Below are 23,234 nucleotides of genomic sequence, written 5' to 3'. Positions count from 1 at the left end.
ATTTAAGAAAGAAAGTTGCCTGAGAAGGACAACTTTTTATTTTTTTACTAAAGAATATGAATAGATAAAAATTAAAAATCCGACTCACTTTTTGTTGTGAGACGGATTCTTTGCTTTGTTTATTTCTTAAACTTAATCTCCGCCAAAATCGGAAAATGGTCTGATGGATAAAGCAGATTTTCCCGTCTATCGTTAATTGTTCGATTAGATTGAACATCAAAACCTTTTACAAAAATATAATCGATCCTATCTTTTGGAATGGTGTTTACATCAAAAGCTGTGAATGTTCCTTTTGGTCCGTAATGCGGTTTTTTTGAATGGTAATAAACATTATCCAGAGATTGAGAAATGATTTTAATTGGTTCTGTATCGTCCGTCAAATTGAAATCGCCAGTCAAGGTCAAAGGCAGATTTTGTGGGTTCAGTTCTTTGATTTTTTCAAGGATTAATTTGGAAGAATTGACTCTCGCCACATCGCCAACGTGGTCGAAATGGAGATTCATTGCCAGGAATTTTTTTCCACTTTTTTTGATTTTGAAGAACGCATAAGTGCAAACTCTGTTGTAAGCAGCGTCCCAACCTTTCGATGGTTTTTCCGGTGTTTCACTGAGCCAAAAAGTTCCGGATTTTAAAACTTCCAATTTATTTTTGTCATAGAAAATCGCTGAATATTCGCCTTGGTTTTTGCCATCGTCTCTTCCAACGCCCACATAATCGTAGTCTTTCAAATTGGTTTTGATATCAAGCATTTGCTGCGGAACAGCTTCCTGAACGCCGAAATAATCGGGATGATAATAATTCATAAGCGCCAAAGCATCATCTTTTCGGTTGGTCCACGAATTTTCTTTATCGCTTTCTAAGGACAATCGGATGTTGTAAGTCATCACTTTCAAATCTTGTGCAAAGTGAAGGTTTGATATGAACAACAAACCGAGAAACAGTTTTTTCATTTTTTAAATATTTTGTTGAAAGACACTTCCACTCCGCGCAGTGTGACAGCTCGAATACTGTTTTAAAGTAGGAATTGTCAGGCTGAGCCGAGTCGAAGCCTTTATATTTTTTAATTGATCTATTTCTTATACTCTTCAAAGTTTTGGATTCCGTTCAGAAAATCTTTAACCGGCAATCTTTTCTTTCCTTGCATCTGAACATCTTCCGGATAATAAATCCCGTCTTTGGTATAAAACTTAAATTCATTTTTAGAAATATCAAAATCACCCGGTTCCCGAGAATGTGATTTGATTTCAAATCGGCCTTTGAAGATTTTCAGGGATTTTTCTTCATCCCCAACTTTCAGAATGGTAAAAGCGGTGGGATTGGGCGCCATTCCTCTCACGAAATTGTGAACGGTTTCGGCACTTTGATTCCAATCGATTCTTAGGTCTTCTTTGAATATTTTATACGCAGTTTTCGGGTTTTCCTTCGCCGGCTGAGGCCTTTCCTGTATGGAATTATCAGCCAGTCCATCCAATGTTTTGATGACCAGTTCTGCACCAATTTTCATCAGCTTATCGTGCAAAGTTCCGGCATTATCTTCGGGCAAAATATCGGCTTCAGCTTGAAGAAGAATGCTTCCCTCATCAATTTTTTCATTGATAAAAAACGTCGTGACACCCGTTTTGGTCTCCCCATTGATCACGGCATAATTGATCGGGGCTGCACCGCGATAATCCGGCAAAAGCGACGCGTGAAGATTGAAAGTTCCCAATCGCGGAATCGAAAATAAAACCTGTGGCATCATTCGGAAAGCTACGACCACAAATACATCGGCATTCAAATTTTGAATGGCTGATAGAAATTCCGGATTTTTTAGTTTTTCCGGTTGAAAAAGATTGAGCTTCTTTTCTTCTGCAAAAACTTTGACTGGCGAAGGCGTGAGTTTCATTCCACGGCCGCTCGCTTTGTCCGGCGCCGTTACCACGCCAACCACTTGGTGATGCGAATTGAAAATGGCTTCCAGAGAAGCTTTCGCAAAATCGGGAGTTCCGAAGAAAACAACATTTAACATTTTATGACGAATCTTAGATAATGATTGTTTTAAAATTGTTTTTGTAAGAAACGGAATGTATCTTCATCACTTTTGCCGCATTATTTTTGCCAAAGATAAGAAAGATGAACCAATTTGGAATATTGATTTTGCACATATTACTCCGCCAGCAAAGTCTGCTTCGGAGCGTAGGCCGTATAAAATCATTCATATTTTTTGCATAATTCTTTTATGCATATTATTGAAATAAAAATCTAAATTTATCATTTCACAAATCCACTTTTATTAATCTATAATTTCTGACTTAATGAACCTATATTCACAACCGATGTTGCGCGAAGACGCACTCAAAGATAAAGTAGCCATCGTGACCGGAGGCGGAAGCGGCCTGGGAAAAGCGATGACCAAATATTTTCTTCAGCTCGGCGCCAAAGTCGTCATCACCTCCAGAAACTTAGAAAAACTACAAGGAACCGCCAAAGAATTGGAAGAAGAAACAGGCGGAAAAGTCCTTTGCGTAGCTTGTGACGTGCGAAATTGGGACGAAGTAGAAGCGATGAAAGAAGCGACTTTGAAGGAATTCGGAAGGATCGATATCCTTTTGAACAATGCCGCCGGCAATTTCATCTCACCCACAGAACGATTGACGCATTCCGCTTTCGATTCTATTCTCGATATTGTTTTGAAAGGAACCAAAAACTGCACACTTTCCATCGGGAAACATTGGATTGAAAGCAAAGTTCCCGGAACAGTTCTTAATATTGTAACCACTTACGCCTGGACGGGTTCGGCTTACGTCGTTCCATCGGCTTGTGCCAAAGCCGGTGTTTTGGCGATGACGAGAAGTTTGGCCGTGGAATGGGGAAAATATAACATCCGTTTCAACGCGATTGCTCCGGGACCATTTCCCACAAAAGGGGCTTGGGACAGATTGTTGCCTGGCGATATGAAGGACAAATTTGATTTGGCTAAGAAAAATCCACTCAAAAGAGTAGGCGAGCATCAGGAATTGGCCAATCTTGCTGCTTATCTGGTCTCAGATTTTTCATCTTTCGTGAATGGCGAAGTCGTGACCATCGATGGTGGCGAGTGGCTGCAAGGTGCCGGCGAATTCAATATGCTGGAGCAAGTGCCAACTGAGATGTGGGATGCATTGGAAGCGATGATTAAAGCTAAGAAATCGAATTAAAATCTATTCGAGAAAGGGTTTTCCGGACAAAGGCCTTAGCTATTTATTCCTCGTGATGTAACAAGTTTCGGAATTTATGGACTAATTTTGTTTTAACCATAAATCTTTACCAACCAATGAATTTCAAACTACCAACACTACTTTCCGCGGTTGCGATCTTTGCTTTCTCGGCTACTACTTTTGCACAGGAAGCACCCAAGTATGATTATACCGAGGCCTTCAAACCCTTTTTCTACCCTCAGACCGGAACCGAAACCCGCTCTGCAAGCGGACAGCCGGGTTACAAATATTGGCAAAACTCGGCGGATTATCAACTGAATGTCAGCCTCGATGAAACCAAAAATGAAATCACGGGCTCCGCAGAAATCACTTACACCAACTACAGTCCCGATCAGTTAGGATTTCTCTGGTTGCAATTGGATCAGAATCTTTTTGCAAAGGATTCCAGAGGCAACGCAGTCGTTCCACTTTCCGGAAGCAGAAATGGCGCGCACGGCGAAGCATTTGATGGGGGTTACAAAATAAAATCGGTAAAATATGATGGCAAAGATGTGAAATATACCATCTCCGATACGAGGATGCAGGTAGATCTTCCAAACGATTTGAAAGCCAACGGCGGTGTTGCAAAGTTGAAAATTGAGTATTCCTTTGTTTCCCCGCAATACGGCTCCGACAGAATGGGAGTACAAGAAACCAAGAACGGCAAAATATATACAATGGCGCAGTGGTATCCAAGAATGTGCGTTTACGACGACGTTTTGGGATGGAATACAATGCCATATTTAGGAGCTTCTGAATTCTATTTGGAGTATGGAACTTTATCCGCAAATATCACGGTTCCGGCCAATCAATATGTGGTTGCTTCTGGCCAATTGATGAATGAAAAAGAAGTCTATTCCAAAGAAGAAATCAACCGGTGGAACGAGGCGAGAAATAGCGATAAAACCGTCGCCATCCGCCCGGAATCTGAACTCGGAAAGAATAAGCCAACGGGGACAAAGACTTGGAAATTCAAAATAGAAAAGGCAAGAGATTTTGCCTGGGCTTCCTCCGCCGCTTTCATCATCGATGCGGCAAGAATCAACTTGCCAAGTGGTAAAAAATCTTTGGCAATCTCCGCTTATCCGGCAGAAAGTGCCGGCGAAAAAGCGTGGGGAAGATCTACCGAATATACCAAAGCGGCCATAGAACATTACTCGCAAAAATGGTTTGAATTTCCCTACCCTGCCGCAACCAACGTGGCCGGAAACGAGGGCGGAATGGAATATCCGGGCATCGTATTCTGCCATATGGATTCGAAAGGAGAAAGTCTCTGGGGCGTTACAGACCACGAGTTTGGACACACTTGGTTCCCAATGATCGTGGGATCCAACGAGAGATTGTTTGCTTGGATGGACGAAGGTTTTAATACTTTTATTAATGACTTATCCACCGAAGCCTTCAACAAAGGCGAATATTATCACAAACAAAATATGGGGAAGATGGGCTCTTATGTCCTCAATGACAACTACGAGCAGATAATGGTAGGCCCCGATAATATGAAGGAAAGAAGCATCGGTGTTTTGGCCTATTTCAAGCCGGGACTGGGATTGGGCGTTTTGAGAGAGACGGTCTTGGGGCGGGACACTTTCGACAAAGCATTCAGAACCTACGTCGCCAGATGGGCGTTCAAACATCCTACGCCGTGGGATTTCTTCCATACGATGGAGAATGTCTCCGGAGAGGAGCTCAACTGGTTTTGGAGAGGCTGGTTCCTCAACAAGTGGAAAATAGACCAAGGCGTGAAAGCCGTGAAACCTTTGAACGGCGATTACAAAAATGGGGCGCAGATCACAGTTGAGAATTTGGGACAATTACCAATGCCAACCACCGTGGAGGTGAAATTCAAAGATGGAACCACGCAGCTTGTGAAATTGCCGGTTGAGGTTTGGAAACGCAATACAGAATGGACTTTCAAAGTGAATTCTATTAAGGAAGTGGATCAGGTGAAGTTGGATCCGGCTTCTATCGTTCCGGATGTCAATGCTAAAAATAATATTTGGACTTCTGCGCAGGCAACTCCGGTAGAAAAAGTGAATTTGAAAGCATTTACAGGCATTTTCAGTACCAAAGATTTGCCATTGAAATTGACTTTTACGGAAAAAGACGGAAAGCTGTACGCGCAAGCCACCGGACAGGCGGAGTTTGCGCTGCAATATGAAGGCAACAACAAGTTCACGTTTGAGCAAGCAGATATTGCCATCACCTTCAGTGCAGATAAGAAGAGCATCGACTTCTCACAAGGTGGCAGGTCATTCAAGTTTACGAAAGAATAATCATTCAAATTTTAAATTACAAAAAAAGCTCCGAGTCGGTTTGGGCTTTTTGATTTCCCCATTTATTCCTGAAGAAAAACTTAATTTTGAAAATGCCGAAAAGCCTACAATCTGTTGATTTTCAGAAGAATATTAAGCTGCGATGCCACGGAACAAATGATGAAACTGTTATCAAAAATTGCAATTCGACGGATGGACATTTTTGGTGGAAAGATTGGATGTAATAAAAATTTCCGAGACCTCGGAGTTATTCTTATATTTGTTTAGGTCGTGCAATCGTGTTACATCAAAATGAAAAAACTGTATTTAATCTTTTTTCTGCTTTTTTTCAGCATTTGTTGTTTTGGTCAAAGTCGATATATTTCCGAAACAACCAAAAAGGTGGTTTTTGCCCGAGATGGTGGTAAATGCCAGTGCTGCGGAAGTTTTGAAAACTTAGAATATGACCACATCACGCCTTATTCTTGTGGGGGAACAAGTACGGTATCGAACATCCAGTTACTTTGTCGAAAATGCAATCGAAGCAAGTCCAATAGTTGCTATTGTAAAATACATCATAGAAAAGTAGGCACTAATTGTTGTCAAGGCAACGGTGCAATCACCAGCAGTTACCGATCGTCGCCTGTAACTTACAATAAATCATCTACTTCGAGACAATGTACAGGGATAACTAAAAAAGGAAACCGATGTAAAAACAGAACGACTAATCCTAACGGACGTTGCTATTTGCATCAATAATTTTTTAAAATTTCAAAAAATGAGCACTGTTTTGTTTGCAATCGATACAGATACGGAGGAAGTAATCGTTTCGGAATCTCCCAAAGGAAGTAATAAAATAAATTTTATTGAACGTATTAAGAGACAAGACAATGTCATCTTATACAATGCTGTCGCAACGTTAACCGGTCTCTCCACGGCTTCCGATTTCGACGCTACAATTTTTAAAGCAATGGATAAAGTTTGCCAGATGTTGTACAATAAACATCGAGAAAACAACTAATGTTTCGTTCGGAACGAGAAATTATCTGCACCTGTTTGATAAATAATCCGCCTCTTGCTGGTGAGACGGATTATTTTTAATCCACTATTTCTGCGTCGGTAATCTTCGGATTTCCTCTTTGACTTTCCCACAGCAGGAATTTGTCAACTTCTTTCATCAGCATCGGAATCGCCATCGCTAAAAGAGCCAAATCATCCAAAGCACCAATTCCTAAAACAAAATCCGGAATCAGATCGATTGGAGAAATAACATAGAGCAAGGCCAAGGCCGGCAAAATAATGTCTGTGATTTTAAGCTTATATTCTCCGGCTCGCCAATATTTAAACATCCTATAAATAGCGGGAATCTTTTGCAAAAATCCTTTATGCTTGATGGCTTCCTGCGCTAATTTTATTTTTGAATATTTCATGTTATTATATTTTAAGACCATAAAATTTTCGCAAATTCTATTCCAATCAAATAAGAGAAAACTCTAATGTTTTGTTAATTAATTTAATTTCTTACGTCAACCGATCTGTGAGTTTTGCGAATCGCTTTTCTGCACTTTTTCCTTCGTAAAGGATGTCGTACACGGCATTGATGATGGGCAATTTCAGCTTCTTCTCTTCGCAGATGGCATAGATGCCTTTGGTGGCATAATAGCCTTCGGCAACCATACTCATCGACTGGATCGCAGATTTCACGGTGTAGCCTTTCCCAATCAGGTTTCCAAGGCTTCGGTTTCGCGAGAATAGTGAATAGGCCGTTACAATCAAGTCGCCGAGATAGGCACTGTCATTCACATCTCGGGCTTCCGGATAAATGGCTTGCAGAAAAGTCTCCATCTCGCGGATGGCGTTGGACACATACACAGCAATAAAGTTGTCGCCATAACCCAAACCACTCGCAATACCTGCTCCAATGGCGTAAATATTTTTGAGAATCGCCGAATATTCGTTGCCGAGAATATCGCAACTCGTATTGACTTTAATATAAAAAGAGGATAAAATGCTTTGCAAAACATCAGAATCTTCTTTTTCTGCAACGGCCACGGTGAGGTAAGAAAGTCTTTCCATCGCAACTTCCTCTGCGTGGCAAGGGCCGGCAATCACCGCTTGATTTTTGAATCCTATTTTGAATTGATCTCTAAGGTAATGCGCCACGATGTCATTATGCTTTGGGACAATCCCTTTGATGGCCGAGCAAAACAGTTTTCCCTGATAGTCGCAGGTCATTTTTTCCATCGTTTCCGATAAATAAATGGACGGAACAGCCAAGATGACGACATCGCTATTGGCCACCAACTCGTTGATATCCGTTGTAAGCTGTAATCGCTTCGTGTTGAACCAAACGGTGGTAAGATAGTTGGGATTATGTCCCCGCTGTTCGATGGCTCCTTTCACGAATTCGTTCCGGACGCACCAGTTCACCACTTTGCAATTTTCCAGAAGCATTTTGACAATGGCAGTTCCAAAACTTCCGCTTCCTAAAACGCCAACGCGGACTGCTACTGAGGATTTTGTCGATTTCTTGGTCATTCTTTCGGCATTTTCATTTGTAAACATCAATTCCCTTTATTCTAAGATTACAAATGTACTGCAATTTGTCAATTTAGATAAGCCAAAGTTTGGTTTTACAATAATTTAAGAATAATTAACTTTTATTAAGCCTAAAAATATTCGCAACACCGATTGATATTGACAAAAATAAATTTTTCTTACTTTTGCAATCCATTCTAAAACAACGGTCGATGGTCAAATTTCTGAAGTCGAAAAAGAAAAAAAACATAGTGCTTATTTTGCTGCTACTCGTCTGTTTTGTTCAGGCTTTGGTCATTGCAAAACTGTACAACGGCATCGGCGACAAAGTCTATGAGGTGAATCTGGTGAAAATTAATAGCGAAAAAGACAGCATCGATCATCTTCAGCTGAAAACCGACCTCGCCCTCGTCGATCAAAGCATCAGAGACATCGATGCATTCTTGACATCCAAAAATATTTCCAATCTGCACCTCCAAAAACTTGCAAAAGACAGCCTTCAAAACAAAGTTTATCTTGCCAAGGTCAGCAACCGATACAGCCAGTATCTGATTGATCTCGAACAAAAACTGCAACAAGTTCCTTTGGGAATCCCGATTGACGGCTATATTTCTTCCAACTTCGGAATGAGAAAAAATCCAATTCCTCCAAAAGCTGATCCTTCAAAACCAGAAAACAAATCTAATATTGCTGAAGAAAAAGACAGCTTAGGAAATATGAAAAGACCGGCAATCGCAAAAGTAGACAAAAATGCCTCGGGCAACGCGCCTGCCGAGCAAGATCAAATGCAGTTTCACAAAGGACTGGACATCGCCGTTGCGTATGGAAGTCCTGTGAAATGTGCGGCCTCGGGAAAAGTCATCTTCGCAGGCACAAAAGGCGGTTATGGCAACTGCATCATCATAGAGCACGGCAATGGTCTGGCCACGCTTTACGGGCATCTTTCGGAGATTCTTGTGGAAGCGAATGACAGAGTGAAAGTTGGGCAAACCATCGCAAAATCGGGCAACACGGGACGATCTACCGGCCCGCATCTTCATTATGAAGTTCATAAAAATAATCAACCGATCAACCCTAGATTGTTTTTGAATTTTTAGCAAAAAAAGAGGTTAGAAGTGAGAAATTAGAATACAATTCTCTAATTTAGTAGGTATAAAAAAAGCGATCCAAAATTCGGATCGCTTTCATTTTAACCATTAATTTTTTAAATTATTTCTTCAATTCTTCCAGAAACTCGTCGTGAGAGATTTTGGTTTCTTTTTTCTTGGATTTTTTCAAGATCACATCTTTCAGTTTGGCCATCGCCACCTCCGAAGATATCTCCCGTAGCTGATTTTCGTCTTTTAGCATTTCTGCGGCGTATTTCTGAACCTCATCGTCACCCAAATGGTGGATTCCGTAGATCGCCAGCTGGTTTCTCACCAATTGCTCAGCTTGTCCCAGAACTTCAGCGTAATCCAATTGGATGTCATTATCGTTCATCAATTTGCCTTCAAGAATTTGAGATTTTATAATATTTCTTTCATTTTCCAAGATTTCCTTAGCCTGTTCTTCAGATTTGATATTTTCGTTAGAGAAGAGCAACCATTTCACCAAGAATTCTTCCGGCAATTTGATGTCTTCTTTCTCATTCACTTGCTGCAAGATTTTGTTTACGAAATGCACATCTGCATTCTGTTGAAAATACTCGTCGAGTTCCTTTTTCACGCGGGCTTTCAGTTCTTCTTCGCTTGTGATAACGTTTTTGCCATATACTTTGTCAAACAATTCTTGGTTGAGTTCTGCAAGCTTTAGACTGTAGATGTCTTTCACTTTTACCTCAACCTCTTGGTGATGAAGGTGTTCTGCATCTTCTTTCGAGAATCCCAGTTGAGTAGCTAATTCTTCGTTGGCCTGCAGTTCTTCTTTAGAAATTTTTACAGATTCGTCTTTCTTTAATTTTTTAACTAAATCGTATGCTTCTTTCTGATCTTTCGAAATCGTGACATTTTTGGGATGATGGTGATGCTCGCCGGCCGCATCATCTTCTACGACCTGAGAAATTTCCAAATCGACGTAAGAATCTTCACCAATTTCATCTTCAGACAGTCTTTCGGCGAAACGCTTTTGCATATTTTCGATGCTCGTTGCGATTTCCTTGTCAGAGGCTTCTACTTTGTAATGAGGCGCTTCATATTTACTCAAATCCACAGAAAATTCCGGTTCATAACCCACTTCAAAAGCTACAGACAAAGACTCTGCATTGTGATCGAAATCGTTGACGGGCTGCGGAACCGGCTGCCCCACCAATCTCAGCTTTTTTTCATTCACATAAGCATTCAAAGCCTCTGAAACCTGCTTGTTGATTTCCTCCAAAGCGATCCCTGCTTCGTACTGCTTTTTTATGAGACTCAATGGCACTTTTCCCTTTCTGAATCCGGGAATCTGAGCATTTTTGGCATAGTTGTGCAGTTGTTTTTCAACTGTTTCTTTATAATCAGATTTTTCCACCGTTACGGTAAGCAATGCGCTTACCTCGTCGTGGTTTGTAGCTGTAACGTTCATTAATTGAAATTTTTAGGTTGCAAAAGTAGGCAAATTTTGAGGAACATCAAAATTAAATCCTTCGCCGATTTGTATAAAAAAATAGGCGTCAGCGGCAGTTGTCAGTTGTACCAGAAATTTAGAATTTGTTGTGACAGTTAAAATTTAAATAATCCATTGAAATTCCGACTGATAGAGTATTTAAAAATTCTTGACCAATTTTATGCTGATGTTTCTTCCCATATTGTAAATCCCGAGATGTCCGTTGGGCGACGCAGCATACTCCTCGAAATATTTCAGCCGGCTAAGATGATCCTGATAAGCGGTATCAAAGATATTATTGGCTAAAAGATAAACATCGAGAATGTTTTTTCCGTTTTTGTCATTGATGCCGGTTCCCGCACCAAGGTTGATGAGCGTGTAGCCACGGGTCGGCGTTTCGGTATCATCATAAGAATAAACCCTGTTTTGATCGGCGGTATATTGCAGTTGCAACTTCACAAATGTTTTGGAAAAGGATCTGGAATTTTTCGCCAAATCATATCTCAACTCCGACACATAGCGGAATGGCGGAATCTGCGGGACATATTTGTTACCATCATTTCTTTCGGAACCCGAGAAACTTTCATTTTTGCCAAAAATTAAGGAAGCGGAGTTTTCAAAGTGCAAATCGCCGATGAGGTGAAAATCGATGTTCGCTTCCATCCCGTACAGCAAAACTTTCCCTTGACGAAATTTGTAAGTCGGATATTCCTGCCCACCGCTCACGCTGATGGAATCGCCTCCGGCAGCACTTTGCAACCGCGAGTTGAATATGTAATTATCAATTTTGTTGACGAAAAAGCTGGCGCCCGCATTTATTTTTCGACTTGAAAACGATGCACCCAAATCTGCTTGATTGCTAAATTCCGGTTTGAATTGATCGTTCCCGATTTGATAAAAACCCGTTCCCGGATGAACGCCCTTTGCCGATATTTCAGAAATATTAGGCGCTCTGTAACCTCTTGCAAAATTGGCTTTGATGCTGACTTGATGGTTAATTGCATAGCTAAGGCCAATGCTTCCCGTAAATCCGTCAAACGATGTCGTATATTTTTGAAATGGCTGATCCGCATCTTCGCGATCGTTGCCAAAAACGGCTTGGTCGAAGCCGCTTACAGGATTGGGTTTGGTAAAAAGTTCCTCATTTTTGAAATGCCTGTAATCGTACCGGACGCCACCTGATACGCTTAGCTTTTCAAAGTCTTTTTTGATAAGAAAAAACGCGCCCAAATCAAATTGCCTGTAAGACGGAATCACAAACTCCGTTCCCGCATCTACATTGTTTTTCTGATACATCCCGTTCGCACCAACCGTCATCTCCCAACCATCGATCTCGGGCAGATAATATTTGACATCATAATTAAAGGTGTTGAGTTTCAAAAAAAGTCCGGCAACATCTTGGTAAGGGTCTTCGGGATGGCTGTACTCTCTTCGCCAGCTCCTCTGCAATGCAAAATTGGCATCCAGACGGCTGTTGCCAAAAAAGAAGCTATTTTTCAGGAAAGCCCTGTAATGCTGGACTCTTTGGTGGATGACTCCTATTTTGTAGGAATTGAGCTCGCTGTTGGAAACAATCGGCCGATAGTCATCCAATTCTGTAATCTGCTGCGTAAATTTCCGCGTGAGAGAATCTCGGCTGCCATCCGGGATTTCCTGCAAATTATCATAAAGCGAAACATTCAAATGACTAAAACCCCATTTCTTGTGAACGCCCACAAAAGCGTTGGCTGCGGTTTCATCAAAACCTGTATTGTAAACTCTTCCGTCTATTTTGTTTTTATAATCTTTGGCGAAACGCTTCGATGCCCGGAAGCCATATTCAAAACCGTTTTTATTTCCTGTAAGAAAAAGCGAGCCGCCAAACATCCCGTTATTGGACTGATATTCCGTGGTTGCAGATCCCGAAATCTTATTCGGAGTTCCAACAGTCGTGGGAATAAGGTTGACCACACCCGCCAAGGCATCGGAGCCGTACATCAAACTTGCGGGTCCTTTGATCACCTCAATCCTGTCTATGCCGTAGTCGTCCACCTCGATGCCGTGCTCATCGCCCCACTGCTGGCCTTCCTGCCGCACGCCGTCGTACAAAGTCAAAATCCTGTTGAACCCCAGCCCTCGGATATAAGGTTTGGAAACATTGGGACCGGTTGTCACAGCGCTTACGCCCGGAATTTTTGAAATGGCGTCAATCACGTTGGTGGCAAGATTGGTCGTCAAATAATCTTTCCCGATGCTGACAATCGGGAGCGGTGATTTTTTGATTTGCATCGATTTCGAAGATCCCGTCACCACCACTTCTGCAATCTCGGTGGTACTCTTGTCCAGAACGAAATCTGCGGTGGTTTGTCCGTTTACCAAGATGGTTTTGGAGACATTTTTGTAGCCGGGAAAGCGGACTTCTACCTCGTAGGAAGCCGCTGGAATATCGGATAAGACGAAGTTGCCGTCCGCATCCGTTTGGGTTGTTTTGTGCAGATCTCCGATGCTGACAGCCGCACCGGCAAGTGGCAACTGCGTGCTTTGATCGGTCACTTTGCCGGTAAGTACATTTTGAGCATTTGAAAAAATGCCTAAAAAGACCACGGCCAATAAGGTAAATATATTGTTGATTTTCATTTTGTTCGTTTAAATTAATTAGAAATTTTGACTGATTTCTTATCCAAATCAATAGCGATAATCCCAAAAAATCTTAGATTTCTGGGCATCAATAAAAAGCATCCAAAAAAATGGGTGCTAAAAATGGATAATTAACAAAATGCGGGCGGCCCCCTTAATTGAAAAGTGAGTTTGGTCGCTGACCAGATTTTTTCCTGAACGGAAAAAGTTTGTTTTGTGCTGTGCGTATCGTTTTCAACTTGAAAAGAAAACTCTTCCGGAACCAAAGAATGCCCCGTGGCCAAGAAATGGCAAGCCAGACAATCGCCGGATGGGCTTTGGGAAATGTCTGCCGAAATACTTTTTTCGGTGTTTTTGAAACCCAAATTTTTGAAAAACGATTCGCCGTTGTGATGATGAAATTGCGAAGAAAACAAGGCAACAAAAAGATACATCCCTGCAAAAAATACCGAAATGTAAGTCTTGAAAGTTCTGTTCTTCTTGTTTATCATTGGCACAAAGTTAGAAATTTTTCGGGTTTTCAAATGATTATGGTAATCTAAAACTGAAATTTATTTTTCTTCCTCGAAATAGAGGCGGTAAAATTTCCCTTTGTCATCCTGCCCGTTTTCTATCATTTTGCGGTCGCCGTGGATGTAGATATGGAAATTCTTATCCAATTTAATAATCGATTTGAAATGTCTTTGTTGCTTTTTCACGGCCTGATTGTTAATCGGGAAATCCTCTGAAATGGCGATTTGCATATCCTGCTCGTAGTCGGATTTGAAGTTGGAAAAACTCTCGATAACGTTTTTGTCCTCCAAAACTTCCTTCACAAAATCGTCGTATTTGAATTCTTCTTTTTCTTTGAAGAAGTTGATGGATTTGTTTAGAAAATCGGCTTGATCGGCTTTAGAAATTTCGAATTCTTGAGGCAACTGTTTGGTAATAAAATCTTTGTAAACGGCCAAAGTCTCCTGCGTGTGAAAATAGTCGTCGTCGCGTTGTTTTACCTTCAGAAAATCCTCGAACCAGTAATAGATATCGCCGTTTTTGTTGTTATCGATGACAGATAAAACATAACCGGTTTCCTTGTTGCTGTTATAGATCAACGCCGCTTTATCGATCTTTGCAAGGCTGATGCCTTGGTCTTTTTCGATCTCGAAACCCTCGTTTTTTGGAAAAATTTTGAGGTAAGATTCTCTCTTTTCTGTTTTGAAAATACCGATGGAATCGATGGGTTCGCTTTCGCCATCTGCAGAGGTCGTGGGCTCGCCTTCAAAATACACGACGAATAATTCGCCCGCCAGAACTCTCGGATTTTCGGCCACTTCGTAAAGATGCTTTGCAATATTCTCGGACTGGGATTGGAATTGCGTTGGGTCTTCGAAAATCTCGGAAACCGCACTGTAGATTGGATTATTGGCCAAATAAGAATCGCTGTAAAACTGAAACTGCTCTTCGGATTTGAAAGCACTCAGAAAGTAATTGCCCAGCAACTCCTTCATCTCATCCTCCAGCTGCAATGGCTCGCGCGAAAGCGTTACTGATTCTCCGTTAATCTTGTTGCCGACTCTGTGTACCGCGATTTTTGAAAACATTTTTTATACTTTGAGCTGGCAAAGATATTAAAAAGGCGTCGGTTTCTCATCTGCCAATTGGGGAACGTGGATCGCCGTTTTCCATTCTTTATTGATATTTTGGATCAAATGCGAAGACAAAAGCGGCGAGGCTTTTTCTATATTCTGATGAACGAAGAAATATAAATTCTGAAGACCTTCTTTTTTCCATTTGGTCAATCTTTTCAGGCAATCGTCGAGTCTTTGGTAATCGCTTTCGGCATTGGCGCCCACATAGCGGATGAATGCATTGGGCGTGGTAAGCCGCATGTGAAGCATATCGCGGCGCCCGGCGGTATCGACGATGATATTCGTGATATTATTCATTTCGAATAGTTCACAAACTCTATTAAAAACTGCCTCATCTGCGAACCAATCGGCGTTCCGGAGTTCGACGGCTAAGGGAAGCTCTCCGGGCCATTCTCTGACAAACTTTTCCAAACGCTCGTAATCTTTCGGTTTGAAATTGTCGTGAAGCTGTAGGAACACCATTCCCAATTTTTCATCAAAATTAAGAACTGCCGAAGCAAATTGCGTCACCACATCGGTAACATCCAGCAATCTGCGAAAATGGGAGATGGTATTGGTGATTTTGGGGAAGAATTTGAAACCCGGCGGCGTTTTTTCCTTCCACACCCGCACTTGTTCTGCGGTGGGCATTCGGTAGAAAGTAGCATTCAGCTCGACAGAATTGAACTGAGTGGCATAGTAGGCCAGTTCGTCCTTTGTCCCTTTCGGGTAAAAACCTTTGAGATCGGTTTTGTTCCATTTTGCACAACCGATCGAAATATTTTCCAGCCCTTTTTTGTTTTGTTCGAGAACGAATTTGGTTTGAGGATGGTCTTTGGGTAATGTAAAATCGATCTGCGAAGGATCTGCAACTTGTCCGAATTTCATTGAAAACTTTGAATTAAACGCTAATCACTTCATCTATTTCCGGAGCGTGTTGCTTGATGGTGCTTTCCACACCCAGCTTCATCGTAGAACTGCTGATGCCGCAACTGGAGCAGCTTCCCAACAGTTTCACGATCACTTTTTTCTCCTGAACATCCACCAACTCTATATCGCCGCCATCTTTTTGAAGAAAAGGGCGAATGCTGTCCAAAGCCTCCATCACCTTGGTTACCAGTGCTTCGTGAATTTGATTCGTATTATTCATTTTATATATTTTCTTTTTAACTACCCCGTCAAAATTTCTGCGAAATTTCGCCACCCCTTCAGAGAAGGAGAATTTCTTTTATTTTTTCGGAGAGCAGCCTGCCATCGTGGTGATTTTCACGGCTTCTGTGGGAGGCAGATTTTTATTTCGTTCTACCAAACTTTCTATCATGTTCTGCGCCGTTTTGATGTAAATGTCAGAAATCTGAGAGTTTTCCTGAAGCGCCGCCGGCCTTCCGACATCGCCCGCTTCGCGGATGCTTTGGATCAAAGGAATCTCTCCCAAAACCGGAATTCCGAGATCTTCTGCCATAAACTGAGCCCCTTGCTTGCCAAAGATATAATATTTATTCTCCGGCAATTCTTCCGGCGTGAAATAAGCCATATTTTCGATCAATCCCAAAACCGGAATGTTGATACTTTCCATATTGAACATCGCGATTCCCTTTCTCACATCCGCCAAAGCCACGTGTTGAGGCGTACTCACGATCACCGCGCCCGTCACCGGAACTTCCTGAATGATAGATAGATGAATATCACCGGTTCCAGGAGGAAGGTCGATCAGCAAGAAATCCAATTCGCCCCAGTCTGCATCGCGGATCATTTGATTCAACGCTTTGGAAGCCATTGGCCCTCTCCATACAACCGCTTGATTTGCGCCCGAAAAATATCCGATAGACAGCATTTTCACGCCGTAATTTTCGATGGGTTTCATCAGGTTTCTGCCGTTTACGGAGACGGAGATTGGCTTTTGACCCTCGGTGTCTAGCATTGTCGGGACAGACGGGCCGTAGATATCCGCATCCAGTAAACCCACTTTGAAACCCATTTTTGCCAGCGTCACCGCAAGGTTTGCCGCAACCGTCGATTTTCCGACACCGCCTTTTCCGGATGCAATCACGATAATATTTTGAATGCCGGGGATTTGCTTTCCTTTGATTTCGTTCACCGGCGCAGGCGGCAATTCCGGAGAAGTAATTTTCAGTTTGAGATTCACGTTTTCCCCAAATTCCGAAGCAAACGCCTGTTTCATAGCCACTTCCAGTTTCTTTTTCTCGTGCATAGCCGGCGAGTGGGCCGTCATATCGATATAAATATCATCGCCCATCACTTGGAGATTGCTCACCAAGTCTTCCACTTCAATCTCTTTCAGGAATGCCTGAACCTTTGATTTCGTCAGCATAAAAATTTTGATTCTTAAAGCAACAAATTTACGGATTTTAAAATTAATTTAGAATCAATACGATTTGTGATTTTGTCTATGTTGATGATTTTTGGCGGATAAAAATTTTAAAATTTCAGGAGCCGGGAACCTGCTGTCCGCTGCAATTCCTCGCGCCTTGCTTTCCCATCGCTTGCTGCGGGATTTCCGCTACCATCAGGCTATGGGTTTCTACATCAAATCACGTTTTGCCAATAAAAATGTGATTTGTCATTCCGCAGGAATCTAAAATTCAGAAAAGTCTTCGACTCCGCTCAGACTGACACTGGTGAATAAAAATGTGATTTGTCATTCCGCAAGAAATCTAAAATTCAGAAAAGTCTTCGACTCCGCTCAGACTGACACCGGTGAATAAAAATATGATTTGTTATTCCGCAAGAATCTATAATTCAGAAAAGTCTTCGACTGCGCTCAGACTGACACCGGTGAATAAAAATGTGATTTGTCATTCCGCAGGAATCTAAAATTCAGAAAAGTCTTCGACTCCGCTCAGACTGACACTGGTGAATAAAAATGTGATTTGTCATTCCGCGGAAATCTAAAATTCGGAAAAGTCTTCGACTCCGCTCAGACTGATACTGGTGATATCAGACTGTCACCGTTGAATAAAAAATTGATATAGAGATGTCACACTGAGCGGAGTCGAAGTGCTTCGTAAATAGTTAAGTGAATAATTTTTGCAAAATTACTTCTATCAAAATTTGAGATTTCTAACTCTCCAGCTGCCCTTCCCATTTACTCACCGCAGAAGTTGCCAACGCATTACCCAAAACATTCGTCATACTTCTTCCCATATCGCAGAAATGGTCGATTGGTAAAATCAAAGCAATGCCCTCAACCGGAATATCAAACATTCCACACGCGGCAACAATGATTACCAAACTCGCTCTCGGAACGCCGGCAATTCCTTTACTCGTCAGCATCAAAACCAAAAGCATTATAATCTGCTGTCCCAAAGGCATATCGATTCCGTAAATCTGAGCAATGAAAATCGAGGCGAAGGTCATATACATCATACTTCCGTCCAGATTGAAGGAATAGCCTAAAGGCAAGATGAAAGAAACAATCCGGCTGTTGCAACCAAATCTTTCCAGTTCTTCTACCAATTTTGGGAAAACCGCCTCGGAACTTGTGGTGGAAAATGCAATCAACAAAGGTTCTTTGATTCTTCTCAACAATTCGAAAAGACGATTGCCCAAAATCATATATCCAACCAATAAAAGTACCAGCCAAAGAATGCCAAGCGCAAAAAAGAAATCACGCAGATAGATGGCGTAAACTTTGAAAATTTCAAAACCATTCGTGGCAACCACCGCAGAAATCGCCCCGAAAACACCTAACGGCGCCATCCACATAATGTAACCTACCATTTTCAAAATGGCGTGAGCAATAATATCCAAACCTTTGATCACGGGTTTTACGTAATCCTCGCCCATCGCAGAAAGCGCAATGCCGAACATCACGGAAAACACCACGATTTGCAGAACTTCATTGGTTGCAAACGCTTCGAATAAACTTTTCGGAATCACGTGTGCGACGAAGTCTTCCAGAGAAAATCCTTTGCTGTTTTTGACAATATCCGAAGCGGAGGAAACATCCTGAATCGGAAGTTGCGTCACGTGGCCGGGTTCCAGCCAATTTACCATTGTCAACCCAATCATTAGCGAAACCAGAGAGGCCGTGATAAACCAAAGAAGCGCCTTCGTTCCCACGCGCCCGACCATTTTGATGTCGCCCATTTTGGCGATTCCAACTACCAAAGTCGAAAAAACCAGTGGTGCGATAATCATCTGAATCAGCCGGATAAAAACCGTTCCCAGCAACTTGATGTTTTTCGCAAATTCGGCGCTGGAGTTGGGATAATAGGTGTGGACGATGCCTCCTAAAACAACGCCAAAAATCAAAGCGATGATAATTGCAATAAACAATTTGTTCTGACCCTTCATATATAAATTTTATTTTTTTAAAAGTCATATGCATCGTCAAAAAGCGATTTGATAACTTCTAATGTAAATTGAAACTGAACAAAACTAATATTTTTGAGAGAATAACAGCCTATTTTTTAAATTAATATTACGCGATCACCTCAAAAACAGGCATAAGACAACATCAAATATAAAATAGCATTCACGCACAGTTCAAATGAGAACTCGTTCTTTGTACAAATCTCATTGTCAATCAAAAACACCCTTAATTTACAAATGAAAAGAGATGTAGAAATTGTCATTATTTCCGATGTGCATCTTGGGACTTATGGTTGCAAGGCCAAGGAACTGTTGCGCTACCTCAACTCCATCCGACCCAAAACCTTGATTCTCAACGGCGACATCATCGACATTTGGCAGTTCAAGAAATCCTATTTTCCGAAATCGCATCTGAAAGTTGTCAAAAAACTGATCTCATTTGCCACCAAGGAATCGGAGGTTTTTTACATCACGGGCAATCACGACGAGGCATTCCGGAATTTTACAGATTTCGAATTGGGAAAACTGAAACTCTGCAACAAGCACGTTTTGAAACTTGGCGATAAAAAAGCGTGGATTTTTCACGGTGATGTTTTTGATGCCTCGGTGCAGCACTCGAAATGGATTGCAAAGCTCGGCAGCCAAGGTTATGATTTGCTGATTGCGATCAATAATATCGTGAACTGGTTTCTGGAGAGCATCGGACGGGAGAAATATTCCTTTTCAAAAAAAATTAAGAATAATGTCAAAAAAGCCGTGAAATATATCGGCGATTTTGAATTGACGGCTTCAGAACTGGCAATAGAAAATAATTTTGATTACGTGATCTGCGGCCATATTCATCAGCCGCAAATCCGTGCAGTGGTGGGCAAAAAAGGAAAGTGTATGTACTTGAATTCCGGAGATTGGATAGAAAATCTTTCGGCTCTGGAATATCACGATGGCGAATGGAAACTCTTTGTTTATGAAGACGAAAAGCATAATCTGAATGACGAAGAATCGGAAGAAATGAAAGGAATGAGCACCGACGAACTGATGAAAATCGTGACACAAGTGATCTAAAAACAGAATCAAATTAATGAAAGTATTATACGCCTTCCAAGGCACGGGAAACGGCCATCTGGCCCGAGCCCAAGAAATCGTCCCGATCCTGAAAAAACACGCATTGGTAGACACTTTGATCAGCGGTCATCAGACGCAGCTGAAATCGGATTTTGACATAGATTTCCGCTTCAAAGGGATCTCTTTGCTTTACAACAAAACCGGTGGACTGTCTTATAAAAAAACCTTTCTTGATAACAGTTTTTGCAAGGCTTTGAAGGTAATCCGCAATTTGGATTTGTCGGCTTATGATTTGATAATCAACGATTTCGAACCGTTGACAGGCTGGGCGGCGAAGTTGAGAAATGTCCCGATAGTCGAGCTAAGTCATCAGGCTTCGCTCACTTTTGACGAAACCCCAAAACCGGAAAAAAAAGACTGGTTGGGAAGCCTGATTCTCAACCAATATGTGCCTTGTAAAAAGAAAATCGGATTTCATTTTGAAAATTATAATTCGCATATCAAAAAGCCCGTCATTCGGCATAAAATCAGAAATCTAAATCCGGTGAACAAAGGCCATTATTTGGTTTATCTTCCCAGTTTTTCGGATGAGGTGATTAGCAATTTTCTTACCAGAATTGATGTAGAATGGAAGGTCTTCTCCAAGTATGCGAAGCAAAATCAGAAATTCAAAAATGTGGAAATTTTTCCGATAGACGAAAAAAAATATCTGCAATATTTTGAATCTTGCGAAGGAATTCTTTGCAATGCCGGCTTCGAAACGCCTGCGGAAGCCCTGTTTATGAACAAAAAATTGTTCGTGATCCCGATAGAAAATCAGTACGAGCAGGAATGCAATGCTTTTGCGTTGGACAAGATGGGTGTTGCAAATTCGGATAAATTGGAGCCTGAAAAAATCAGAGAATGGATCAATTCTGACCATCGGATAGAAGTCAATTATCCGGATAATATCGAAAGTATTTTGACGAAAGAGGTGCTGTATTAAGCAGATTTGCTCTCATTTGCTGTAAAATCTTAGAGATTATTTGATTCTCAAAAACTCCTTTGCCAGCTCTATCATTTTCGGATCGCCTGTGTATTTTCCTTTTTCGTCGGAGAGTTTTACGGTGGGGATCCATTCGTTATTGATGCCCTTCACGCTGATGAGCTTCATCACGATATTCATCGGTTTTAGGCCCACGTCATTCGTCAGATTGGTGCCAATCCCGAAAGAAATGCCAATTCTGCCTTTGCAATAATTCGTGATTTCTTCCACTTTTTCGAGATTCAGTCCGTCTGAGAAAATAATATATTTGAACAGTGGATTGATGCCTTGCTTCTGATAATGCGCAATGGTTTTGTCGGCAAAGTCCAAAGGGTCGCCGCTGTCGTGCCGAACGCCGTCGAACAATTTTGCAAATTTCTTGTCAAACTGCTGGAAGAAAACTTCCGTGGTATAAGTGTCGGAAAGTGCAACGCCTAAATCGCCGCGGTAAACCTCGACCCAGTTTTCCAGGGCGATAGAATTGGCCATTTTGAAACCATATTCTGCCGCGTGAAACATAAACCATTCGTGGGCGTGCGTGCCAATTGGTTTTACGTTGTACAGCATCGCCAAATGAACGTTGGAAGTTCCTATGAATGTAGATTTTTTATCCCGGATCAGCGCATCCATTACCAGCCGGTGTACTTTGTAGGAATGCCGTCTTCGGGTTCCAAATTCGGCAAAGGGGACGCCGAGTTCCGTGAGGTGTTTTGCTTTTTCCACCGTTTTATCGATGACTTCGCCGTTGTTCTCTCTTTCCAAGTGATTGATTTCATAATAAAGTTCGCTGATGAGCGATAGAAGCGGAACTTCCCACAGAATCGTTCGGTACCAAAGCCCTTCTACAGAGACTTTCAGCTCATTGCCGTCTTGTTCAATTTTAACTTCAGAAGGATCGTAGTGAAAGCCTTCCAAAAAATCGAGGTAAGGAAGCGCAAGGTAGGGACAAGTGAGTTTCAAGTATTTTTTCTCGTCTTTGCTAAGTTTCAGCTCTGCCATTGCATTGACAGATTTTCTGAGTTCTTCAGCAAAACCTTCCGGAAAGTGGTGTTGCCCGCGGTTGATAAATTCGTATTTTACAATTTCGTTGGTAAAGAGTTTCACCACCGCATTTTGCATTGTAAACTTATAAAAATCATTGTCTAGAATAGAATTCTGCCGAACTTCGCGCATAAAAATATCGTTTACACAAATCTAAGGAATTTGCCTTGGACTTTAAGTATCATCATTTCTACTTTTCTTACTTTTGCACAAATTATTTAGAATGGGAAAAGCGCTGATATATTTTGCACTAGGAACAATATTAAGTTTCGTTCTTAGGCGGTTGACGGGCAGCCCGCTGGATTTTTGGATGGAAGTGTATGTGGCATCGGCTTTTGGCATTGGTTGGGGATTGGCTTACTTTGTAGATCATCCGGAATGGCCTTTGGCAAAAAAGATGGGAATTTCAGTACTCGGAATTGTTTTTCTGGTAGCCATCGGATTGATTTTTTTCAATTTTGAAACAGCGATGCCGTCGGTTATCAAATTCTCAACAGTTTTCGTAGCTTATTATATGATCGCGAGTTTCCGCGAAAGCAAGTCGCTGAGGTTTTAATTTTAAATTTTAAAAGGCAATTTTTAAGAAAGCAATTAGTTTACATCCGATAGGAGCGATCAATAACTCGTTAATTATTAGAAAAGTAAAAGATTTCTNCAGTGCAGGTTGTTTTCTATAGCCCAATGATTTCTGCTGATTTTCAAATAATCTTCAGCCAATAGCGCTTTACTGGTGATATAAAATCTTTTTTCAGACCTCGTTTTATTTTCGCTTTTCAGATAGGTTTCGGTTTCAATCATTATTATTCTGCTCAAGCCCTTCCACTGAAATTCTGTTGAAAGATGTGATAAATCCCCTATGACTTTGCACGTTCTTTTCTCTACTCTTGAACCATTGATTTCTTCGCAAGAAAAATAGTTTTCATCTTTTTGTTCAAACACCAAAAATGCACTTTCTATGTCCTGATGCAAAGCTTTT

General features: G+C 41.5%; 22 protein-coding genes. 9 read left to right on the top strand and 13 right to left on the bottom strand.

The genetic code is table 11. From position 1 onward, the window contains the following. Positions 1 to 119 precede the first annotated feature (119 nt). Both DTW91_RS12075 and fmt read right to left on the bottom strand, forming a co-directional pair. Positions 120 to 950 (bottom strand): endonuclease/exonuclease/phosphatase family protein, encoded by an 831-nt coding sequence (locus DTW91_RS12075; protein WP_125203619.1) that lies wholly within the window; start codon positions 948 to 950, stop codon positions 120 to 122. A 119-nt stretch (positions 951 to 1,069) separates the two neighbouring features. Beyond that, positions 1,070 to 2,008: a methionyl-tRNA formyltransferase gene (gene fmt / locus DTW91_RS12070; RefSeq protein WP_125203618.1), complete on the bottom strand. Its 939-nt coding sequence runs from the start codon at positions 2,006 to 2,008 to the stop codon at positions 1,070 to 1,072. A gap of 286 nt (positions 2,009 to 2,294) precedes the next feature. Here fmt and DTW91_RS12065 point away from each other — a divergent pair, with 286 nt between their 5' ends. The 4 genes from DTW91_RS12065 (at position 2,295) to DTW91_RS12050 (ending at position 6,491) form a co-directional block, all read left to right on the top strand. Continuing rightward, positions 2,295 to 3,176: an SDR family oxidoreductase gene (locus DTW91_RS12065; protein WP_125203617.1), complete on the top strand. Its 882-nt coding sequence runs from the start codon at positions 2,295 to 2,297 to the stop codon at positions 3,174 to 3,176. A gap of 116 nt (positions 3,177 to 3,292) precedes the next feature. Next, positions 3,293 to 5,491, top strand: coding sequence for a M1 family metallopeptidase (locus DTW91_RS12060; protein ID WP_125203616.1), 2,199 nt, complete (start codon positions 3,293 to 3,295; stop codon positions 5,489 to 5,491). Positions 5,492 to 5,782: 291 nt separating this feature from the next. Next, positions 5,783 to 6,229, top strand: a complete 447-nt coding sequence (locus tag DTW91_RS13090) for an HNH endonuclease (protein ID WP_125203615.1) — start codon at positions 5,783 to 5,785, stop codon at positions 6,227 to 6,229. A gap of 19 nt (positions 6,230 to 6,248) precedes the next feature. Next, on the top strand, positions 6,249 to 6,491 hold the full coding sequence (locus tag DTW91_RS12050) for a hypothetical protein (protein ID WP_125203614.1): 243 nt from the start codon (positions 6,249 to 6,251) through the stop codon (positions 6,489 to 6,491). Positions 6,492 to 6,567: 76 nt separating this feature from the next. Here DTW91_RS12050 and DTW91_RS12045 read toward each other — a convergent pair whose 3' ends face one another. Continuing rightward, positions 6,568 to 6,900: a YkvA family protein gene (locus DTW91_RS12045; protein ID WP_125203613.1), complete on the bottom strand. Its 333-nt coding sequence runs from the start codon at positions 6,898 to 6,900 to the stop codon at positions 6,568 to 6,570. A gap of 91 nt (positions 6,901 to 6,991) precedes the next feature. Continuing rightward, positions 6,992 to 8,008 carry an NAD(P)H-dependent glycerol-3-phosphate dehydrogenase gene (locus DTW91_RS12040; RefSeq protein ID WP_125203620.1) on the bottom strand — a complete coding sequence of 339 codons (1,017 nt, stop codon included), beginning with the start codon at positions 8,006 to 8,008 and terminating at the stop codon, positions 6,992 to 6,994. Positions 8,009 to 8,220: 212 nt separating this feature from the next. On the opposite strand from DTW91_RS12040, the gene DTW91_RS12035 reads away from it, so the two are divergent. Continuing rightward, positions 8,221 to 9,105, top strand: coding sequence for a M23 family metallopeptidase (locus tag DTW91_RS12035; protein ID WP_125203612.1), 885 nt, complete (start codon positions 8,221 to 8,223; stop codon positions 9,103 to 9,105). A 112-nt stretch (positions 9,106 to 9,217) separates the two neighbouring features. Here the strand turns inward: DTW91_RS12035 and DTW91_RS12030 are convergent, their stop codons facing one another. The 7 genes from DTW91_RS12030 to DTW91_RS12000 form a co-directional block, all read right to left on the bottom strand. Further along, positions 9,218 to 10,552: a trigger factor gene (locus DTW91_RS12030; protein WP_125203611.1), complete on the bottom strand. Its 1,335-nt coding sequence runs from the start codon at positions 10,550 to 10,552 to the stop codon at positions 9,218 to 9,220. A 180-nt stretch (positions 10,553 to 10,732) separates the two neighbouring features. After that, positions 10,733 to 13,189: a TonB-dependent receptor gene (locus DTW91_RS12025; protein WP_125203610.1), complete on the bottom strand. Its 2,457-nt coding sequence runs from the start codon at positions 13,187 to 13,189 to the stop codon at positions 10,733 to 10,735. 131 nt (positions 13,190 to 13,320) lie between these two features. After that, positions 13,321 to 13,680, bottom strand: a complete 360-nt coding sequence (locus DTW91_RS12020) for a hypothetical protein (RefSeq protein ID WP_125203609.1) — start codon at positions 13,678 to 13,680, stop codon at positions 13,321 to 13,323. A 60-nt stretch (positions 13,681 to 13,740) separates the two neighbouring features. Further along, a complete protein-coding gene (locus tag DTW91_RS12015) occupies positions 13,741 to 14,769 on the bottom strand; it encodes a nucleoid-associated protein (protein ID WP_125203608.1) in 1,029 nt (342 codons plus the stop codon). Positions 14,770 to 14,796: 27 nt separating this feature from the next. Further along, positions 14,797 to 15,684, bottom strand: coding sequence for a DUF72 domain-containing protein (locus DTW91_RS12010; protein WP_125203607.1), 888 nt, complete (start codon positions 15,682 to 15,684; stop codon positions 14,797 to 14,799). A 13-nt stretch (positions 15,685 to 15,697) separates the two neighbouring features. Next, positions 15,698 to 15,946 (bottom strand): NifU family protein, encoded by a 249-nt coding sequence (locus DTW91_RS12005; protein WP_125203606.1) that lies wholly within the window; start codon positions 15,944 to 15,946, stop codon positions 15,698 to 15,700. A gap of 78 nt (positions 15,947 to 16,024) precedes the next feature. Further along, positions 16,025 to 17,128, bottom strand: coding sequence for an Mrp/NBP35 family ATP-binding protein (locus DTW91_RS12000; protein ID WP_125203605.1), 1,104 nt, complete (start codon positions 17,126 to 17,128; stop codon positions 16,025 to 16,027). Between the two features lie 91 nt (positions 17,129 to 17,219). Between DTW91_RS12000 and DTW91_RS12760 the strand changes: the two genes are divergently transcribed. Then, on the top strand, positions 17,220 to 17,396 hold the full coding sequence (locus DTW91_RS12760) for a hypothetical protein (RefSeq protein ID WP_185144784.1): 177 nt from the start codon (positions 17,220 to 17,222) through the stop codon (positions 17,394 to 17,396). 481 nt (positions 17,397 to 17,877) lie between these two features. Here the strand turns inward: DTW91_RS12760 and DTW91_RS11995 are convergent, their stop codons facing one another. Beyond that, a complete protein-coding gene (locus tag DTW91_RS11995) occupies positions 17,878 to 19,113 on the bottom strand; it encodes a dicarboxylate/amino acid:cation symporter (protein WP_125203604.1) in 1,236 nt (411 codons plus the stop codon). 255 nt (positions 19,114 to 19,368) lie between these two features. Here DTW91_RS11995 and DTW91_RS11990 point away from each other — a divergent pair, with 255 nt between their 5' ends. Together DTW91_RS11990 and DTW91_RS11985 are read left to right on the top strand one after the other, a co-directional pair. Further along, positions 19,369 to 20,193, top strand: coding sequence for a UDP-2,3-diacylglucosamine diphosphatase (locus DTW91_RS11990; protein WP_125203603.1), 825 nt, complete (start codon positions 19,369 to 19,371; stop codon positions 20,191 to 20,193). A 16-nt stretch (positions 20,194 to 20,209) separates the two neighbouring features. Beyond that, the gene (locus tag DTW91_RS11985) at positions 20,210 to 21,178 is read left to right on the top strand and encodes a glycosyltransferase family protein (RefSeq protein ID WP_125203602.1); all 969 of its coding nucleotides are present in this window, start codon (positions 20,210 to 20,212) and stop codon (positions 21,176 to 21,178) included. 36 nt (positions 21,179 to 21,214) lie between these two features. On the opposite strand, the gene pncB is transcribed toward DTW91_RS11985, so the two are convergent. Further along, entirely contained in the window at positions 21,215 to 22,390 is a 1,176-nt protein-coding gene (gene pncB / locus DTW91_RS11980; protein WP_125203601.1) for a nicotinate phosphoribosyltransferase, read from the bottom strand. Between the two features lie 91 nt (positions 22,391 to 22,481). On the opposite strand from pncB, the gene DTW91_RS11975 reads away from it, so the two are divergent. Then, the gene (locus tag DTW91_RS11975; RefSeq protein ID WP_125203600.1) at positions 22,482 to 22,814 is read left to right on the top strand and encodes a hypothetical protein; all 333 of its coding nucleotides are present in this window, start codon (positions 22,482 to 22,484) and stop codon (positions 22,812 to 22,814) included. Positions 22,815 to 23,234 lie beyond the last annotated feature (420 nt).

This window comes from Chryseobacterium sp. SC28, assembly GCF_003932955.1.
GTDB lineage: Bacteria > Bacteroidota > Bacteroidia > Flavobacteriales > Weeksellaceae > Epilithonimonas.
Note: the sequence above shows the minus strand (reverse complement) of the source record. Positions and strands in the feature narration are given on the sequence as shown.

Bases quoted from the DNA above. Each gene is read 5' to 3' on its own strand.
- DTW91_RS12005 (WP_125203606.1), bottom strand. From the start codon at position 15,946: ATGAATAATACGAATCAAATTCACGAAGCACTGGTAACCAAGGTGATG.
- DTW91_RS12065 (WP_125203617.1), top strand. From the start codon at position 2,295: ATGAACCTATATTCACAACCGATGTTGCGCGAAGACGCACTCAAAGAT.
- DTW91_RS12060 (WP_125203616.1), top strand. From the start codon at position 3,293: ATGAATTTCAAACTACCAACACTACTTTCCGCGGTTGCGATCTTTGCT.
- DTW91_RS12030 (WP_125203611.1), bottom strand. From the start codon at position 10,552: ATGAACGTTACAGCTACAAACCACGACGAGGTAAGCGCATTGCTTACC.
- DTW91_RS13090 (WP_125203615.1), top strand. From the start codon at position 5,783: ATGAAAAAACTGTATTTAATCTTTTTTCTGCTTTTTTTCAGCATTTGT.
- DTW91_RS12000 (WP_125203605.1), bottom strand. From the start codon at position 17,128: ATGCTGACGAAATCAAAGGTTCAGGCATTCCTGAAAGAGATTGAAGTG.
- DTW91_RS12050 (WP_125203614.1), top strand. From the start codon at position 6,249: ATGAGCACTGTTTTGTTTGCAATCGATACAGATACGGAGGAAGTAATC.
- DTW91_RS11985 (WP_125203602.1), top strand. From the start codon at position 20,210: ATGAAAGTATTATACGCCTTCCAAGGCACGGGAAACGGCCATCTGGCC.
- DTW91_RS12020 (WP_125203609.1), bottom strand. From the start codon at position 13,680: ATGATAAACAAGAAGAACAGAACTTTCAAGACTTACATTTCGGTATTT.
- pncB (WP_125203601.1), bottom strand. From the start codon at position 22,390: ATGCGCGAAGTTCGGCAGAATTCTATTCTAGACAATGATTTTTATAAG.
- DTW91_RS12075 (WP_125203619.1), bottom strand. From the start codon at position 950: ATGAAAAAACTGTTTCTCGGTTTGTTGTTCATATCAAACCTTCACTTT.
- DTW91_RS12010 (WP_125203607.1), bottom strand. From the start codon at position 15,684: ATGAAATTCGGACAAGTTGCAGATCCTTCGCAGATCGATTTTACATTA.
- DTW91_RS12025 (WP_125203610.1), bottom strand. From the start codon at position 13,189: ATGAAAATCAACAATATATTTACCTTATTGGCCGTGGTCTTTTTAGGC.
- DTW91_RS12045 (WP_125203613.1), bottom strand. From the start codon at position 6,900: ATGAAATATTCAAAAATAAAATTAGCGCAGGAAGCCATCAAGCATAAA.
- DTW91_RS12040 (WP_125203620.1), bottom strand. From the start codon at position 8,008: ATGACCAAGAAATCGACAAAATCCTCAGTAGCAGTCCGCGTTGGCGTT.
- DTW91_RS12035 (WP_125203612.1), top strand. From the start codon at position 8,221: ATGGTCAAATTTCTGAAGTCGAAAAAGAAAAAAAACATAGTGCTTATT.
- DTW91_RS11990 (WP_125203603.1), top strand. From the start codon at position 19,369: ATGAAAAGAGATGTAGAAATTGTCATTATTTCCGATGTGCATCTTGGG.
- fmt (WP_125203618.1), bottom strand. From the start codon at position 2,008: ATGTTAAATGTTGTTTTCTTCGGAACTCCCGATTTTGCGAAAGCTTCT.
- DTW91_RS11975 (WP_125203600.1), top strand. From the start codon at position 22,482: ATGGGAAAAGCGCTGATATATTTTGCACTAGGAACAATATTAAGTTTC.
- DTW91_RS12015 (WP_125203608.1), bottom strand. From the start codon at position 14,769: ATGTTTTCAAAAATCGCGGTACACAGAGTCGGCAACAAGATTAACGGA.
- DTW91_RS11995 (WP_125203604.1), bottom strand. From the start codon at position 19,113: ATGAAGGGTCAGAACAAATTGTTTATTGCAATTATCATCGCTTTGATT.